Origin of the sequence: Pseudomonas donghuensis (assembly GCF_000696345.2) — a bacterium.
GTDB lineage: Bacteria > Pseudomonadota > Gammaproteobacteria > Pseudomonadales > Pseudomonadaceae > Aquipseudomonas > Aquipseudomonas donghuensis.
On the sequence record NZ_CP071706.1, the window covers coordinates 5,192,391 to 5,208,537 of the forward strand.

Below are 16,147 nucleotides of genomic sequence, written 5' to 3' on the forward strand. Positions count from 1 at the left end.
TATCCCCCCTTAGAACACTGTGCAGAGAACTTCGCCGCCGACACCGGCAGCGCGCGCAGCACGATCAGTCATCACACCTTTGTTGGTGGAGACGATAGACACGCCCAGACCGCCACGTACTTTCGGCAGTTCTTCGACGGACTTGTACTGACGCAGGCCTGGACGACTTACGCGCTTGACTTCCTCGATGACCGGACGGCCTTCGAAGTATTTCAGCTCGATGGAAAGCGATGGTTTTACTTCGCTGCTGACTTGATAGCCAGCGATGTAACCTTCATCTTTCAGAACTTTGGCTACCGCAACCTTCAGAGTCGACGAAGGCATGCTTACGACGGACTTTTCAGCCATCTGGGCATTACGGATGCGAGTTAGCATGTCCGCTAACGGGTCCTGCATACTCATGGGCTAGACGCTCCTGATACAAGAAAAATTAGCCTCTCGGCTACTACAGACCCCTGAAATCGCCGGGCATAAAAACCCGGGCTCAGGAGAGCCGGTCATTCTAGACAGTTCCCAGAAACGAAACAAGCCCCAGAAGGGGCTTGTTTCGTTGCAAGGTCACCGGTGGTCGGAAGATTGCTCCCCCGCCACCTGGACGCTGCCGGTACGTCTTACCAGCTGGCTTTAACCAGACCTGGAACGTCACCGCGCATTGCTGCTTCACGCAGCTTGTTACGGCCGAGGCCGAACTTGCGGTAAACGCCGTGTGGACGACCGGTGATGCGGCAACGGTTACGCAGGCGCGAGGCGCTGGCGTCACGTGGTTGCTTCTGCAGAGCTACGACAGCGGCAAAACGCTCTTCTGGAGTTGCTTCCAGGTTAACGATGGTCGCTTTCAGCTCGGCACGCTTCTTGGCGTACTTGGCAACAGTGAGCTGACGCTTCAGCTCACGGTTTTTCATGCTCTTCTTGGCCATTTTCCTACTCCAATCAGTTGCGGAACGGGAATTTGAAAGCACGCATCAGAGCGCGGCCTTCGTCATCGTTCTTGGCAGTGGTGGTCAGGGTAATGTCCAGACCGCGCAGAGCATCGATCTTGTCGTAGTCGATTTCCGGGAAGATGATCTGCTCTTTCACGCCCATGCTGTAGTTACCACGACCATCGAAGGACTTGGCATTCAGGCCGCGGAAGTCGCGAACCCGAGGCAGGGAGATCGCCAGCAGGCGGTCCAGGAATTCGTACATACGATCACGGCGCAGAGTAACTTTAACGCCGATCGGCCAGCCCTCACGGACTTTGAAGCCCGCGATGGATTTCCGAGCGAAAGTCACAACGGCTTTCTGACCGGTGATCTTCTCCAGGTCAGCAACAGCGTGCTCGATGACTTTTTTGTCGCCGACAGCTTCGCCCAGACCCATGTTCAGGGTGATCTTGGTAACGCGCGGAACTTCCATCACGTTCGCCAGCTTAAGTTCTTCCTTAAGCTTGGGAGCAATCTCGTTCCGGTAAATCTCTTTCAGTCGTGCCATGGTCTTCTACCTAGCAGTGTTCAAGCATCAACCGCTTTTTGGGTCGACTTGAAGACACGAATTTTTTTGCCGTCTTCTACTTTGAAACCAACGCGGTCAGCCTTGTTGGTTTCGCCGTTGAAAATGGCGACGTTGGAAGCGTGCAGTGGCGCTTCTTTCTCGACGATACCGCCCTGTACGCCCGACATCGGGTTAGGCTTGGTATGACGCTTCACCAGGTTGATCCCACCAACGACCAGACGGTCGTCAGCGAGAACCTTGAGCACCTTACCGCGCTTACCTTTGTCTTTGCCGGCGATCACGATGATCTCGTCGTCACGACGAATCTTTTGCATGTCGGATCTCCTTACAGCACTTCTGGGGCGAGCGAGACGATCTTCATGAACTTCTCAGTACGAAGTTCACGGGTCACTGGCCCAAAGATACGGGTGCCGATCGGCTCTTGCTTGTTGTTCAGCAGAACAGCAGCATTGCCATCAAAGCGGATGATGGAGCCGTCAGCACGACGGACACCGTGGCGAGTGCGGACTACAACAGCAGTCATCACTTGGCCTTTCTTCACTTTACCGCGAGGAATTGCTTCCTTGACGGTTACCTTGATGATGTCACCGATGCCGGCGTAACGGCGGTGCGAACCGCCGAGAACCTTGATGCACATGACGCGACGAGCGCCGCTGTTATCGGCCACATCGAGCATGGATTGAGTCTGAATCATAAAATTTCTCCGACCCTTAGCCCTTAGACTTCAACAGCGCGTTCGAGAACTTCAACCAGTGCCCAGGACTTGGTCTTGGCCAGCGGACGGGTCTCGCGGATGGAGACCTTGTCGCCGATATGGCACTGGTTGGTTTCGTCGTGCGCGTGCAGCTTAGTCGAACGCTTAACGTATTTACCGTAGATCGGGTGCTTTACGCGACGCTCGATCAGTACGGTGATGGTTTTGTCCATCTTGTCGCTGACGACACGGCCAGTCAGCGTACGGACGGTTTTTTCAGCTTCAGCCATGATCACTTACCTGCCTGCTGGTTGAGCACAGTTTTCACGCGAGCGATGTCACGCTTAACTTGCGAGAGCAGGTGCGACTGCCCCAACTGGCCAGTTGCTTTCTGCATACGCAGATTGAACTGGTCGCGCAGCAAGCCGAGCAGTTGCTCGTTCAGCTGCTGTGCTGATTTTTCACGAAGTTCATTCGCTTTCATCACATCACCGTCCGCTTAACAAAGGAGGTGGCGAGAGGCAGCTTTGCAGCCGCCAGGGCGAAAGCCTCACGCGCCAGCTCTTCAGAAACACCCTCGATCTCGTACAGGACTTTGCCTGGCTGGATCTGGGCAACCCAGTATTCCACGGAACCTTTACCTTTACCCATCCGCACTTCGAGAGGCTTCTTGGAGATTGGCTTGTCCGGGAACACACGGATCCAGATTTTACCGCCACGTTTTACGTGACGGGTCAGAGCACGACGTGCCGACTCAATCTGGCGGGCGGTGAGACGACCGCGAGCAACAGCTTTCAGAGCAAATTCGCCGAAGCTGACTTTGCTACCGCGCAGTGCCAGACCACGGTTGTGGCCAGTCATCTGCTTGCGGAATTTTGTACGCTTTGGTTGCAACATTTGGCGTACCCCTTACTTAGCAGCTTTTTTACGAGGCGCTGGTGCTTGTGGTTTCAGTTCTTCTTGGCGACCACCAATTACTTCGCCTTTGAAAATCCAAACCTTCACACCGATCACACCGTAAGTGGTGTGAGCTTCGTAGGTGGCATAGTCGATATCGGCACGCAGGGTGTGCAGTGGCACACGACCTTCGCGATACCATTCAGTACGTGCGATTTCAGCACCGCCGAGACGACCGCTCACTTGGATCTTGATGCCTTTGGCACCAATGCGCATGGCGTTCTGTACGGCGCGCTTCATGGCGCGACGGAACATCACACGACGCTCCAGCTGCTGAGCTACGCTCTGAGCTACCAGCATACCGTCGAGTTCCGGCTTGCGGATCTCTTCGATGTTGATGTGCACAGGCACACCCATTTGCTTGGTCAGGTCCTGACGCAGTTTCTCAACATCTTCACCTTTCTTCCCGATAACGATACCTGGACGAGCGGTGTGGATGGTGATGCGTGCAGTTTGGGCCGGACGATGGATATCGATACGGCTAACGGACGCGCTTTTTAGTTTGTCTTGGAGGTACTCACGCACATTCAGATCTGCGAGCAAATAGTCCGCATAAGTCCGACCGTCTGCGTACCAGACGGAGGTGTGCTCCTTGACGATTCCCAGGCGAATGCCAGTGGGATGTACTTTCTGACCCATCTGATCGACTCCGTTACTTGTCCGCAACCTTGACAGTGATATGGCAAGACCGCTTGACGATGCGATCAGCGCGGCCTTTGGCACGCGGCATGATGCGCTTCAGCGAACGCCCTTCGTTGACGAAAACGGTGGAGACCTTCAGGTCATCAACGTCTGCGCCTTCGTTATGCTCGGCGTTGGCTACGGCCGACTCGAGGACTTTCTTCATGATTTCAGCAGCTTTCTTGCTGCTGAAAGCCAACAGGTTGAGCGCTTCGCCCACCTTCTTCCCGCGGATCTGGTCGGCGACCAAGCGGGCTTTCTGGGCGGAGATTCGAGCGCCCGACAACTTAGCGGCTACTTCCATTTCCTTACCCCTTAACGCTTGGCTTTCTTGTCAGCCACGTGCCCACGATAAGTGCGGGTACCGGCAAACTCGCCCAGTTTATGGCCGACCATGTCTTCGTTCACGAGAACGGGGACGTGTTGGCGACCGTTGTGTACCGCGATGGTCAGACCGACCATTTGTGGCAGGATCATGGAACGGCGCGACCAGGTCTTAACTGGTTTGCGATCGTTCTTTTCCGCCGCCACTTCGATCTTCTTCAGTAGGTGAAGATCGATAAAAGGACCTTTTTTCAGAGAACGTGGCACTGTCGTATCCCTCTATTTACTTGCGACGACGGACGATCATGTTGTCGGTACGCTTATTACCACGAGTCTTCGCGCCCTTAGTCGGGAAGCCCCATGGCGATACCGGATGACGACCACCGGAGGTACGACCTTCACCACCACCATGTGGGTGGTCAACCGGGTTCATGGCAACACCACGAACGGTTGGGCGAACGCCACGCCAGCGTTTGGCACCAGCTTTACCCAGCGAACGCAGGCTGTGCTCGGAGTTCGAGACTTCACCCAGGGTCGCACGGCATTCAGCCAGGACTTTACGCATTTCACCAGAGCGCAGACGCAGGGTCACATAGACACCTTCGCGAGCGATCAGCTGAGCCGAAGCACCAGCGGAACGAGCGATCTGTGCACCTTTGCCCGGCTTCAGTTCGATGCCGTGAATGGTGCTACCCACTGGGATGTTGCGCAGTTGCAGGGAGTTGCCTGGCTTGATTGGAGCCAGAGCGCCTGCGATCAGCTGGTCGCCAGCAACAACGCCTTTAGGGGCGATGATGTAGCGGCGCTCGCCGTCTGCGTAGCACAGCAGTGCGATGTGAGCAGTACGGTTTGGATCGTATTCGATACGCTCGACAGTGGCGACGATGCCATCTTTGTCGTTGCGACGGAAATCGACCATACGGTAATGCTGCTTATGACCACCACCTACGTGACGAGTAGTGATGCGGCCATTGTTGTTACGACCACCAGACTTCGATTTCTTCTCGAGCAGCGGTGCGTGAGGAGCGCCTTTATGCAGCTCCTTGTTGACCACCTTGACCACGAAACGGCGGCCAGGGGAAGTCGGTTTGCATTTAACGATTGCCATGATGCACCCCTTCCTTACTCAGCACTGCTGCTGAAATCGAGATCTTGGCCTGGCTGAAGCGAAACGATCGCTTTCTTCCAGTCATTGCGCTTGCCCAGACCACGTGCGGTACGCTTGGTTTTACCCAGAACGTTTACAGTCGACACGTTTTCGACTTTTACGCCGAACAGGCCTTCGACAGCTTTCTTGATTTCCAGCTTGGTTGCGTCAGTAGCAACCTTGAATACGAACTGGCCTTTTTTCTCAGCCAGAACGGTAGCCTTCTCGGAAACATGCGGGCCAAGGAGGACTTTAAATACGCGTTCCTGGTTCATCCCAGCAGCTCCTCGAATTTCTTCACGGCCGACACAGTGATCAACACTTTGTCGTATGCGATCAGACTGACCGGATCGGAACCCTGGACGTCACGTACGTCGACGTGCGGCAGGTTACGAGCAGCCAGGTACAGGTTCTGATCAACAGCGTCCGAAACGATCAGTACGTCGCTCAGACCCATGCCGTTCAGCTTGTTCAGCAGGTCTTTGGTTTTCGGTGCTTCAACAGCGAAGTCCTGAACCACGACCAGACGGTCGGTACGCACCAGCTCAGCGAGGATGGAACGCATTGCTGCGCGGTACATCTTCTTGTTGAGCTTCTGCGAGTGATCCTGAGGACGAGCTGCGAAAGTGGTACCACCGCCACGCCAGATTGGGCTACGGATAGTACCGGCACGAGCACGGCCAGTGCCTTTCTGACGCCATGGGCGCTTACCGCCACCAGCAACGTCGGAACGGGTTTTCTGCTGCTTGGTGCCTTGACGGCCGCCGGCCATATAGGCCACGACTGCTTGGTGTACCAGCGTCTCGTTGAATTCGCCGCCGAAAGTCAGTTCGGAAACTTCGATCGCTTGAGCGTCATTTACATTTAGTTGCATGTCAGCTTCCCCTTAACCGCGAGCCTTGGCAGCCGGACGCACAACCAGATCGCTGCCAGTTGCGCCTGGAACGGCACCCTTGACCAGCAACAGATTGCGTTCAGCGTCGACGCGCACTACTTCGAGGGACTGAACGGTCACGCGCTCGGCGCCCATGTGACCGGACATTTTCTTGCCCTTGAATACACGACCAGGAGTCTGGCACTGGCCGATAGAGCCCGGGACGCGGTGGGAGACGGAGTTACCGTGGGTGTTATCTTGACCGCGGAAATTCCAACGCTTGATGGTACCGGCAAAGCCTTTACCCTTGGACTGGCCGGTAACGTCTACCAGCTGACCTGCAGCGAAGATTTCAGCGTTGATCGAATCACCGGCCTGGAACTCACCTTCTTCAAGGCGGAATTCCCAGACACCGCGACCCGCGGCAACGTTCGCTTTAGCGAAGTGACCTGCTTGAGCAGCAGTCACGCGCGAAGCGCGACGCTCACCGACAGTGACTTGCACTGCACGATAGCCATCGGTTTCTTCAGTTTTGAACTGGGTGACGCGATTCGGCTCGATCTCAATGACCGTGACCGGAATGGAGACACCTTCTTCGGTGAAAATACGGGTCATACCGCATTTACGACCGACTACACCAATAGTCATGTTGTAAACCTCATGAGTGTACGGGGCTTTCACCCGCTATGGCCGCCCATTTCAGAGCGTTACACGACTAAGACCGAGTCTTAGCCGAGGCTGATCTGCACTTCCACACCGGCCGCAAGATCAAGCTTCATAAGAGCATCAACGGTTTTATCCGTTGGCTGGACGATGTCCAGAACGCGCTTATGAGTACGGATCTCGTACTGGTCACGCGCGTCTTTGTTGACGTGCGGAGAGACCAGAACGGTGAACCGCTCTTTACGGGTAGGCAGTGGAATTGGACCACGCACTTGAGCACCAGTACGTTTCGCGGTTTCCACGATTTCCTGGGTGGATTGGTCGATCAGGCGATGGTCAAAAGCCTTCAACCTGATACGGATTTGCTGATTTTGCATTGGATTTCAGACTCCAGGCTGCTATTCCCACCGGGCGCACTACGCCCGTTAAAAGGAGGCGTGATTCTATAGAGGGCCCCACCGAGTGTCAACCCAATAAAAAAGCCCCCGCTGAGCGGGGGCCTTTTTAAGCGATCAACGATTACTCGATGATTTTGGCTACGACGCCGGCGCCGACGGTACGACCGCCTTCACGGATAGCGAAACGCAGACCGTCTTCCATCGCGATGGTTTTGATCAGGGTAACAGTCATTTGAATGTTGTCACCTGGCATTACCATTTCAACGCCTTCTGGCAGCTCGCAGTTACCAGTCACGTCAGTAGTACGGAAGTAGAACTGTGGACGGTAGCCTTTGAAGAACGGAGTGTGACGGCCGCCTTCTTCTTTGCTCAGAACGTAAACTTCTGCGGTGAACTTGGTGTGCGGCTTGACCGAACCTGGCTTGACCAGAACCTGGCCACGCTCAACGTCGTCACGCTTGGTGCCGCGCAGCAGCACGCCGCAGTTCTCGCCAGCACGACCTTCGTCCAGCAGCTTGCGGAACATCTCAACACCGGTGCAGGTGGTGGTGGTGGTGTCACGCAGACCAACGATTTCCAGAGCGTCTTGAACGCGGACGATACCACGCTCGATACGACCGGTAACAACGGTACCACGACCCGAGATCGAGAATACGTCTTCGATTGGCATCAGGAACGGCTTGTCGATAGCGCGCTCAGGCTCTGGGATGTAGCTGTCCAGAGTCTCAACCAGCTTCTTGACAGCGGTGGTGCCCATTTCGTTGTCGTCTTTGCCTTCCAGGGCCATACGAGCCGAACCGATGATGATCGGAGTGTCGTCGCCTGGGAAGTCGTAGGTGGACAGCAGGTCGCGAACTTCCATCTCGACCAGTTCCAGCAGCTCAGCGTCGTCTACCAGGTCAGCCTTGTTCAGGAAGACCACGATGTACGGAACGCCAACCTGACGGGACAGCAGGATGTGCTCACGGGTTTGTGGCATCGGACCATCGGCGGCCGAGCAAACCAGGATCGCGCCGTCCATCTGGGCAGCACCGGTGATCATGTTCTTCACGTAGTCAGCGTGACCTGGGCAGTCAACGTGAGCGTAGTGACGAATGTTCGAGTTGTACTCGACGTGCGCGGTGTTGATGGTGATACCGCGAGCTTTCTCTTCTGGAGCGCTGTCGATCTTGTCGAATTCGACGACGGCCGAACCGAAAACTTCGGAGCAGACGCGAGTCAGAGCTGCGGTCAGAGTGGTTTTACCGTGGTCAACGTGACCGATGGTGCCAACGTTGACGTGCGGAAGGGAACGATCAAATTTTTCTTTAGCCACGACAGTGAACCTCTTGCCTAAAGGGCTGGATTAGCCTTGTTTTTTAACGAGTGCTTCGACGATATTCGACGGAGCTTCGGCGTATTTGGAGAATTCCATGGAGTAGCTCGCGCGACCCTGAGACATGGAACGAACGTCGGTCGCATAACCGAACATTTCTCCGAGCGGAACTTCAGCACGGACAACCTTGCCGGACACCGAATCTTCCATACCCTGGATCAGACCACGACGACGGTTCAGGTCACCCATCACGTCACCCATGTAGTCCTCAGGGGTCACAACTTCTACCTTCATGATCGGCTCAAGCACTTTACCGCCGCCTTTGGCTGCGAGTTGCTTGGTCGCCATGGAGGCCGCCACCTTGAACGCCATCTCGTTGGAGTCGACGTCGTGGTAGGAACCATCAAACACGGTTGCCTTCAGGCCGATCAGCGGATAGCCGGCAACGATGCCGTTCTTCATCTGCTCTTCGATACCCTTCTGGATCGCCGGGATGTATTCCTTAGGAACCACACCACCTACAACCTCGTTGGTGAATTCCAGGCCTTCGGTGATGTTGCCCTGGGCGTCCACTGATGGCTGCGAGAAGCGAATCCAGCAGTGACCGAACTGACCGCGACCACCGGACTGACGAACGAACTTACCTTCGATCTCGACGTTGTCCTTGGTGATCTGCTCGCGGTACGAAACCTGTGGCTTACCAATGTTGGCTTCGACGTTGAACTCGCGCTTCATGCGGTCAACGAGGATGTCCAGGTGAAGCTCACCCATACCGGAGATAATGGTCTGGCCGGTTTCTTCGTCGGTTTTGACGCGGAACGACGGGTCTTCCTGAGCCAGTTTGCCCAGTGCGATACCCATCTTCTCCTGGTCTTGCTTGGTCTTCGGCTCAACAGCTACCGAAATCACAGGCTCCGGGAAGTCCATACGCTCGAGGATGATCGGCTTGTCGGCGTTGCACAGGGTGTCACCAGTGGTGACGTCCTTCATGCCGATCAGAGCAGCGATGTCGCCTGCCAGTACTTCTTTGATTTCTTCACGCTGGTTGGCGTGCATCTGCACCATACGACCAACGCGTTCTTTCTTGCCCTTGACCGAGTTGATCACGGAGTCGCCGGACTGCAGCATACCCGAGTAAACGCGGACGAAGGTCAGAGTACCCACGAACGGGTCGGTGGCAATCTTGAACGCCAGAGCCGAGAACGGCTCGTTGTCGTCTGCATGACGCTCGTCGTAGTCGGCGTCAACCAGCTCGTCTTTCGGCTTCTCGATCAGATCAGGGTGGATACCCTTGATCGCCGGGATTTCGGTCGGAGCAGGCAGGAAGTCGATGACGGCGTCGAGAACCAGGGGAACGCCCTTGTTCTTGAACGAAGAACCGCAGACAGCCGGAACGATCTCGCTGGCCAGGGTGCGCGCACGCAGACCGGCTTTGATTTCTTCGACCGACAGCTCACCTTCTTCAAGGTACTTGTTCATCAGCTCTTCGTTGGCTTCGGCAGCAGCTTCTACCATGTTCGCGCGCCATTCTTCGGCCAGCTCGAGCATGTCCGCAGGAATCTCTTCCTCACGGTAGGTAGTGCCTTTGTCGTCTTCGTTCCAGTAGATAGCCTTCATCTTGATCAGGTCGACCTGACCCTGGAAGTTATCTTCCGAACCGATAGCCAGCTGAACAGGAACCGGGGTGTGACCCAGACGGTTCTTGATCTGACCTACGACGCGCAGGAAGTTGGCACCGGCACGGTCCATCTTGTTCACGTAAACAACACGTGGAACGCCGTACTTGTTGGCTTGACGCCATACGGTTTCGGACTGTGGCTCAACGCCGGAGGTGCCGCAGAAAACAACGACCGCGCCGTCGAGTACGCGCAGCGAACGTTCTACTTCAATGGTGAAGTCAACGTGGCCGGGGGTATCGATGACGTTTACGCGGTAGTTGTCGTACTGGCCACGGGAACCCTGCCAGAAGGTGGTGACAGCAGCGGAGGTAATGGTAATACCCCGCTCCTGCTCCTGCACCATCCAGTCGGTGGTCGCGGCGCCGTCATGCACCTCGCCCATCTTGTGGCTCAGGCCTGTGTAGAACAGGATCCGCTCGGTAGTGGTAGTTTTGCCCGCGTCAACGTGCGCGCAAATACCGATGTTACGGTAGCGGTTGATTGGTGTAGTACGAGCCATAGAGCCCTCGCAAAAATAGTGATGCCAGAATTAGAAGCGGTAGTGCGAGAACGCTTTGTTGGCTTCGGCCATACGGTGTACGTCTTCACGCTTCTTGACTGCAGCACCTTTGCCTTCAGCAGCATCCAGCAGCTCGCCGGCCAGGCGCAGAGCCATGGACTTCTCGCCACGCTTGCGGGCGTAGTCTACCAACCAGCGCATTGCCAGGGCGTTACGACGGGATGGACGAACTTCAACAGGAACCTGGTAAGTGGCACCGCCAACACGGCGCGACTTAACTTCGACCAGCGGAGCGATGGCGTCGAGAGCTTTCTCGAAGATTTCCAGGGGATCGCTGTTCTTGCGTTCTTTGACCTTGTCCAGCGCACCGTAAACGATACGCTCGGCAACGGCCTTCTTGCCGCTTTCCATCACGTGGTTCATGAACTTGGCGAGGATCTGGCTTCCGTATTTTGGATCGTCCAGAATCTCACGCTTGGCTGCTACACGACGTCTTGGCATTGATAAGCCCTCAAACGGTCTTCAGGTTAGCCCGGGACAGTGCCCCCTAAGGGTGCGTGCCCGACCTTACTCTTATCGACTCAATAAAATGAATAACTGCAAACTGCTGCAAACGGCCGATTACTTCGGACGCTTGGTACCGTACTTCGAACGACCTTGGTTACGACCTTTGACGCCGGAGGTATCCAGGGAGCCGCGAACGGTGTGGTAACGAACACCTGGCAAGTCTTTTACACGGCCGCCACGGATCAGGACGACGCTGTGCTCTTGCAGGTTGTGGCCTTCACCACCGATGTACGAGGAAACCTCGAAACCGTTGGTCAGACGCACACGGCAAACTTTACGCAGTGCCGAGTTAGGTTTTTTCGGCGTGGTGGTGTACACACGGGTGCACACGCCACGACGTTGCGGGCAGTTCTGCAGCGCAGGAACGTCGGATTTCTCGACGATACGCTTACGCGGCTGACGTACCAGCTGGTTGATAGTTGCCATCTACTAGCTCCACTGTTGTCTTGCGACGCTATTGTCTTGCAAGAAAAGCAAAAATTGGCAGGACGGAGTCCCACCAAATTTAGGGGTACAAGAGTCTAAAGAGGATCTTGCCCCCAGTCAAGACAAGGCCCCGGCCCTCCCCTTCCGATCATCGGCAACAAATTATGTCGCCGATGGCCAAAACAGGTTTGCCGGGGCCCTATCCTACTTTCAGTTACCGCTGGAATTCAGCGCTTCGGTCAGTGCGGCTTCCACCTCACTGGCACTTACGCGCAGCGGCTTGTCGGCATCACGGCGACGCTTGCGCTCGCTGTGGTAGGCCAGACCGGTACCGGCCGGGATCAGACGACCCACGACCACGTTTTCTTTCAGGCCGCGCAGGTAATCGCGCTTGCCGGTTACCGCCGCTTCGGTCAGTACGCGGGTGGTTTCCTGGAAGGAAGCCGCCGAGATGAACGATTCGGTGGACAGCGAGGCCTTGGTGATACCCAGCAGTACGCGAGTGAACTTGGAGACAAACTTGTCTTCCGCGCCAAGGCGCTCGTTCTCTACCAGTACCTGGGTCAGCTCCATCTGGTCGCCCTTGATGAAGCTGGAGTCACCCGACTCGGCAATCTCGACCTTGCGCAGCATCTGACGCAGGATGGTTTCGATGTGCTTGTCGTTGATCTTAACGCCTTGCAGACGGTAAACGTCCTGAATCTCGTTGACGATGTACTTGGCCAGCGCGCTGACACCCAGCAGACGCAGGATGTCGTGCGGATCGCTCGGACCGTCGGAGATAACTTCGCCGCGGTTCACTTGTTCGCCTTCGAAGACGTTCAGGTGACGCCACTTCGGAATCAGCTCTTCGTACGGATCGCTACCGTCGTTCGGGGTGATGACCAGACGGCGCTTGCCCTTGGTCTCTTTACCGAAGGCGATGGTGCCGCTGACTTCAGCCAGAATCGAGGCTTCTTTCGGACGACGGGCTTCGAACAAGTCGGCAACCCGTGGCAGACCACCGGTGATGTCACGGGTCTTCGACGTTTCTTGCGGGATACGCGCGATAACGTCACCGACGCCGATCTGGGCACCGTCAGCCACACCAACCAGGGCGTTGGCCGGCAGGAAGTACTGAGCCGGTACGTCGGTACCTGGCAGCAGCAGATCCTTGCCGTTGGCGTCGACCATCTTGATTGCAGGACGGATTTCCTTACCTGCAGCCGGACGGTCTTTGACGTCCAGAACTTCAATGTTGGTCAAACCAGTCAATTCGTCAGTCTGACGCTTGATGGTGATGCCTTCTTCCATGCCCACGAAGGTCACGGTACCTTTCATTTCGGTAACGATCGGGTGGGTGTGCGGGTCCCACTTGGCGACGATTGCGCCAGCGTCGACCTTGTCGCCTTCCTTCACCGAAATCACTGCACCGTAAGGCAGCTTGTAGCGCTCACGCTCACGACCGAATTCGTCGGCAATCGCCAACTCACCGGAACGCGATACGGCAACCAGGTTACCGTCGGCACGCTCAACCTGTTTCAGGTTGTGCAGGCGAACCATACCGCCGTTCTTCACCTGGACGCTGTCGGCAGCCGAGGTCCGGCTTGCAGCACCACCGATGTGGAACGTACGCATGGTCAGCTGGGTACCCGGCTCACCGATCGACTGGGCAGCGATAACGCCGACTGCTTCACCGATGTTCACCTGGTGACCGCGAGCCAGGTCGCGACCGTAGCACTTGGCGCAGATGCCGTAGCGGGTTTCGCAGCTGATTGGCGAACGCACGATCACTTCGTCGATGCTGTTCAGCTCGATGAACTCGACCCACTTCTCGTCGACCAGGGTACCGGCCGGAACGATAACGTCGTCGGTGCCTGGCTTGAACACGTCACGGGCGATAACACGACCCAGTACACGCTCACCCAGAGGCTCTACAACGTCGCCGCCTTCAATGTGCGGCGTCATCAGCAGGCCTTGCTCGGTGCCGCAGTCGATCTCGGTAACCACCAGATCCTGGGCTACGTCTACCAGACGACGAGTCAGGTAACCGGAGTTCGCGGTTTTCAACGCGGTATCCGCCAGACCCTTACGAGCACCGTGAGTCGAGATGAAGTACTGGAGTACGCTCAGACCTTCACGGAAGTTCGCGGTGATCGGCGTCTCGATGATCGAGCCGTCCGGTTTGGCCATCAGACCACGCATACCAGCCAGCTGACGAATCTGAGCTGCCGAACCCCGGGCACCGGAGTCAGCCATCATGTACATCGAGTTGAAGGACTCTTGCTCGACTTCGTCGCCATTGCGGTCGATGACTTTCTCTTTCGAGAGGTTGGCCATCATCGCCTTGGAGACTTCGTCGTTCGCCTTGGACCACAAGTCGATGACTTTGTTGTACTTCTCGCCCTGGGTTACCAGGCCGGAGGCGTACTGGCTCTCGATCTCTTTCACTTCGTCGGTAGCGGTACCGATGATGCGGGCTTTTTCATCCGGGATAACGAAGTCGTTAACACCGATGGAAACGCCGGAGATGGTCGAGTAGGCAAAACCGGTGTACATCAGCTGGTCAGCGAAGATCACGGTCTCTTTCAGACCAACCACGCGGTAGCACTGGTTGATCAGCTTGGAGATCGCCTTTTTCTTCATTGGCTGGTTGACCACGTCGTACGACAGACCTGGTGGTACAACCTGGAACAGCAGCGCACGGCCGACAGTGGTGTCGACGATACGGGTGTTCTTGACGCTGCCGCCATCACGATCGTTAACGGTTTCGTTGATACGAACCTTGATCTTGGCGTGCAGGGCAGCTTCGCCGGCGCGGAATACGCGGTCGACTTCCTGCAGGTCGGCGAATACGCGACCTTCGCCCTTGGCGTTGATGGCTTCACGGGTCATGTAGTACAGACCCAGTACAACGTCCTGCGACGGAACGATGATTGGCTCACCGTTGGCTGGCGACAGAATGTTGTTGGTCGACATCATCAGCGCGCGTGCTTCAAGCTGGGCTTCCAGCGTCAGCGGCACGTGAACGGCCATCTGGTCACCGTCGAAGTCGGCGTTGTACGCAGCACAGACCAGCGGGTGCAGCTGGATAGCCTTACCTTCGATCAGTACCGGTTCAAAGGCCTGGATACCCAGACGGTGAAGGGTCGGTGCACGGTTGAGCAGTACGGGGTGTTCGCGAATCACTTCGGCGAGAACGTCCCAAACCTCTGGCAGCTCGCGCTCGACCATCTTCTTGGCGGCCTTGATGGTGGTCGCCAGACCACGCATTTCCAGCTTGCCGAAAATGAACGGCTTGAACAGCTCGAGAGCCATCTTCTTCGGCAGACCGCACTGGTGCAGACGCAGGGTCGGACCTACGGTAATTACCGAACGGCCGGAGTAGTCAACACGCTTACCGAGCAAGTTCTGACGGAAACGACCTTGCTTACCCTTGATCATGTCGGCCAGGGATTTCAGAGGACGCTTGTTCGAACCGGTGATGGCACGACCGCGACGGCCGTTATCCAGCAAGGCGTCGACCGCTTCCTGCAGCATGCGCTTTTCGTTGCGCACGATGATGTCCGGCGCGGACAGGTCGAGCAGGCGCTTCAGACGGTTGTTACGGTTGATCACCCGACGATACAGGTCGTTCAGGTCGGAAGTCGCGAAGCGACCGCCATCCAGCGGAACCAATGGACGCAGGTCTGGCGGCAGAACCGGCAGAACGGTCAGGACCATCCACTCAGGCAGGTTGCCCGAGCCCTGGAAGGCTTCCATCAGTTTCAGACGCTTGGACAGCTTCTTGATCTTGGTTTCCGAGTTGGTCTGCGGAATCTCTTCGCGCAGGCGACCAATCTCGTGCTCCAGGTCGATAGCGTGCAGCAGCTCGCGGACAGCCTCGGCACCCATGCGGGCGTCGAAGTCATCGCCGAACTCTTCCAGCGCTTCGAAGTACTGCTCGTCGTTGAGCAGCTGGCCTTTTTCCAGGGTGGTCATGCCCGGGTCGATAACGACATAGCTCTCGAAGTAGAGAACGCGTTCGATATCACGCAGGGTCATGTCCATCAGCAAGCCGATACGGGACGGCAGCGACTTCAGGAACCAGATGTGGGCAACCGGCGAAGCGAGTTCGATGTGCGCCATGCGCTCACGACGCACCTTGGCCAGGGCGACTTCAACGCCGCACTTCTCGCAGATCACACCGCGGTGTTTCAGGCGCTTGTACTTACCGCACAGGCACTCGTAGTCCTTGACTGGGCCAAAAATCTTGGCGCAGAACAGGCCGTCACGCTCAGGTTTGAACGTACGGTAGTTGATGGTTTCCGGCTTTTTAACTTCACCGAACGACCACGAACGGATCATCTCAGGCGAGGCCAATCCGATACGGATGGCGTCGAACTCTTCGACTTGACCCTGGTTTTTCAGCAAATTCAGTAGGTCTTTCAAGGCCTTTCCTCCTGGCGGAGCA

21 protein-coding genes are annotated in these 16,147 nt (G+C 56.5%); all 21 read right to left on the bottom strand.

The features are described from left to right. Positions 1–9: 9 nt before the first annotated feature. The 21 genes from rpsH to rpoC all read right to left on the bottom strand — a co-directional run bounded on the left by rpsH (position 10) and on the right by rpoC (position 16,125). Positions 10–402: a 30S ribosomal protein S8 gene (gene rpsH, locus BV82_RS24125; RefSeq protein WP_010220313.1), complete on the bottom strand. Its 393-nt coding sequence runs from the start codon at positions 400–402 to the stop codon at positions 10–12. A gap of 209 nt (positions 403–611) precedes the next feature. Next, positions 612–917: a 30S ribosomal protein S14 gene (gene rpsN, locus BV82_RS24130; protein ID WP_010220312.1), complete on the bottom strand. Its 306-nt coding sequence runs from the start codon at positions 915–917 to the stop codon at positions 612–614. A 13-nt stretch (positions 918–930) separates the two neighbouring features. Further along, entirely contained in the window at positions 931–1,470 is a 540-nt protein-coding gene (gene rplE, locus BV82_RS24135) for a 50S ribosomal protein L5 (protein WP_010220311.1), read from the bottom strand. 20 nt (positions 1,471–1,490) lie between these two features. Then, positions 1,491–1,805, bottom strand: coding sequence for a 50S ribosomal protein L24 (rplX, locus tag BV82_RS24140; protein WP_009397501.1), 315 nt, complete (start codon positions 1,803–1,805; stop codon positions 1,491–1,493). A gap of 11 nt (positions 1,806–1,816) precedes the next feature. Beyond that, on the bottom strand, positions 1,817–2,185 hold the full coding sequence (rplN, locus tag BV82_RS24145; protein ID WP_002555479.1) for a 50S ribosomal protein L14: 369 nt from the start codon (positions 2,183–2,185) through the stop codon (positions 1,817–1,819). 23 nt (positions 2,186–2,208) lie between these two features. Next, entirely contained in the window at positions 2,209–2,475 is a 267-nt protein-coding gene (rpsQ, locus tag BV82_RS24150; RefSeq protein WP_008374160.1) for a 30S ribosomal protein S17, read from the bottom strand. 2 nt (positions 2,476–2,477) lie between these two features. Next, a complete protein-coding gene (gene rpmC / locus BV82_RS24155; protein WP_002555481.1) occupies positions 2,478–2,669 on the bottom strand; it encodes a 50S ribosomal protein L29 in 192 nt (63 codons plus the stop codon). After that, a complete protein-coding gene (gene rplP, locus BV82_RS24160) occupies positions 2,669–3,082 on the bottom strand; it encodes a 50S ribosomal protein L16 (RefSeq protein ID WP_003255479.1) in 414 nt (137 codons plus the stop codon). Before rplP ends, rpmC begins: the two co-directional genes overlap by 1 nt. Positions 3,083–3,094: 12 nt before the next feature. Continuing rightward, on the bottom strand, positions 3,095–3,781 hold the full coding sequence (rpsC, locus tag BV82_RS24165) for a 30S ribosomal protein S3 (RefSeq protein WP_010220308.1): 687 nt from the start codon (positions 3,779–3,781) through the stop codon (positions 3,095–3,097). A 13-nt stretch (positions 3,782–3,794) separates the two neighbouring features. Next, on the bottom strand, positions 3,795–4,127 hold the full coding sequence (rplV, locus tag BV82_RS24170; protein WP_003103908.1) for a 50S ribosomal protein L22: 333 nt from the start codon (positions 4,125–4,127) through the stop codon (positions 3,795–3,797). Positions 4,128–4,138: 11 nt separating this feature from the next. Continuing rightward, entirely contained in the window at positions 4,139–4,414 is a 276-nt protein-coding gene (rpsS, locus tag BV82_RS24175) for a 30S ribosomal protein S19 (RefSeq protein ID WP_002555486.1), read from the bottom strand. A 16-nt stretch (positions 4,415–4,430) separates the two neighbouring features. Beyond that, complete coding sequence (rplB, locus tag BV82_RS24180; RefSeq protein WP_010220307.1) at positions 4,431–5,255, bottom strand: 50S ribosomal protein L2; 825 nt, start codon at positions 5,253–5,255, stop codon at positions 4,431–4,433. A 14-nt stretch (positions 5,256–5,269) separates the two neighbouring features. Further along, the gene (rplW, locus tag BV82_RS24185; protein ID WP_010220306.1) at positions 5,270–5,569 is read right to left on the bottom strand and encodes a 50S ribosomal protein L23; all 300 of its coding nucleotides are present in this window, start codon (positions 5,567–5,569) and stop codon (positions 5,270–5,272) included. After that, the gene (rplD, locus tag BV82_RS24190) at positions 5,566–6,168 is read right to left on the bottom strand and encodes a 50S ribosomal protein L4 (RefSeq protein WP_010220305.1); all 603 of its coding nucleotides are present in this window, start codon (positions 6,166–6,168) and stop codon (positions 5,566–5,568) included. The genes rplW and rplD overlap by 4 nt, the downstream gene beginning before the upstream one ends. A gap of 12 nt (positions 6,169–6,180) precedes the next feature. After that, positions 6,181–6,816, bottom strand: a complete 636-nt coding sequence (gene rplC, locus BV82_RS24195) for a 50S ribosomal protein L3 (RefSeq protein ID WP_010220304.1) — start codon at positions 6,814–6,816, stop codon at positions 6,181–6,183. 80 nt (positions 6,817–6,896) lie between these two features. Then, positions 6,897–7,208 (bottom strand): 30S ribosomal protein S10, encoded by a 312-nt coding sequence (gene rpsJ, locus BV82_RS24200; RefSeq protein WP_003186070.1) that lies wholly within the window; start codon positions 7,206–7,208, stop codon positions 6,897–6,899. A 142-nt stretch (positions 7,209–7,350) separates the two neighbouring features. Further along, positions 7,351–8,544, bottom strand: a complete 1,194-nt coding sequence (gene tuf / locus BV82_RS24205) for an elongation factor Tu (protein WP_010220303.1) — start codon at positions 8,542–8,544, stop codon at positions 7,351–7,353. Positions 8,545–8,574: 30 nt separating this feature from the next. Beyond that, positions 8,575–10,722, bottom strand: a complete 2,148-nt coding sequence (gene fusA, locus BV82_RS24210) for an elongation factor G (protein WP_010220302.1) — start codon at positions 10,720–10,722, stop codon at positions 8,575–8,577. 30 nt (positions 10,723–10,752) lie between these two features. Then, the gene (gene rpsG / locus BV82_RS24215) at positions 10,753–11,223 is read right to left on the bottom strand and encodes a 30S ribosomal protein S7 (protein ID WP_008089143.1); all 471 of its coding nucleotides are present in this window, start codon (positions 11,221–11,223) and stop codon (positions 10,753–10,755) included. A gap of 120 nt (positions 11,224–11,343) precedes the next feature. Continuing rightward, entirely contained in the window at positions 11,344–11,715 is a 372-nt protein-coding gene (gene rpsL, locus BV82_RS24220; RefSeq protein WP_003186084.1) for a 30S ribosomal protein S12, read from the bottom strand. A 210-nt stretch (positions 11,716–11,925) separates the two neighbouring features. Continuing rightward, a complete protein-coding gene (rpoC, locus tag BV82_RS24225) occupies positions 11,926–16,125 on the bottom strand; it encodes a DNA-directed RNA polymerase subunit beta' (protein WP_010220301.1) in 4,200 nt (1,399 codons plus the stop codon). Between the last annotated feature and the right edge of the window lie 22 nt (positions 16,126–16,147).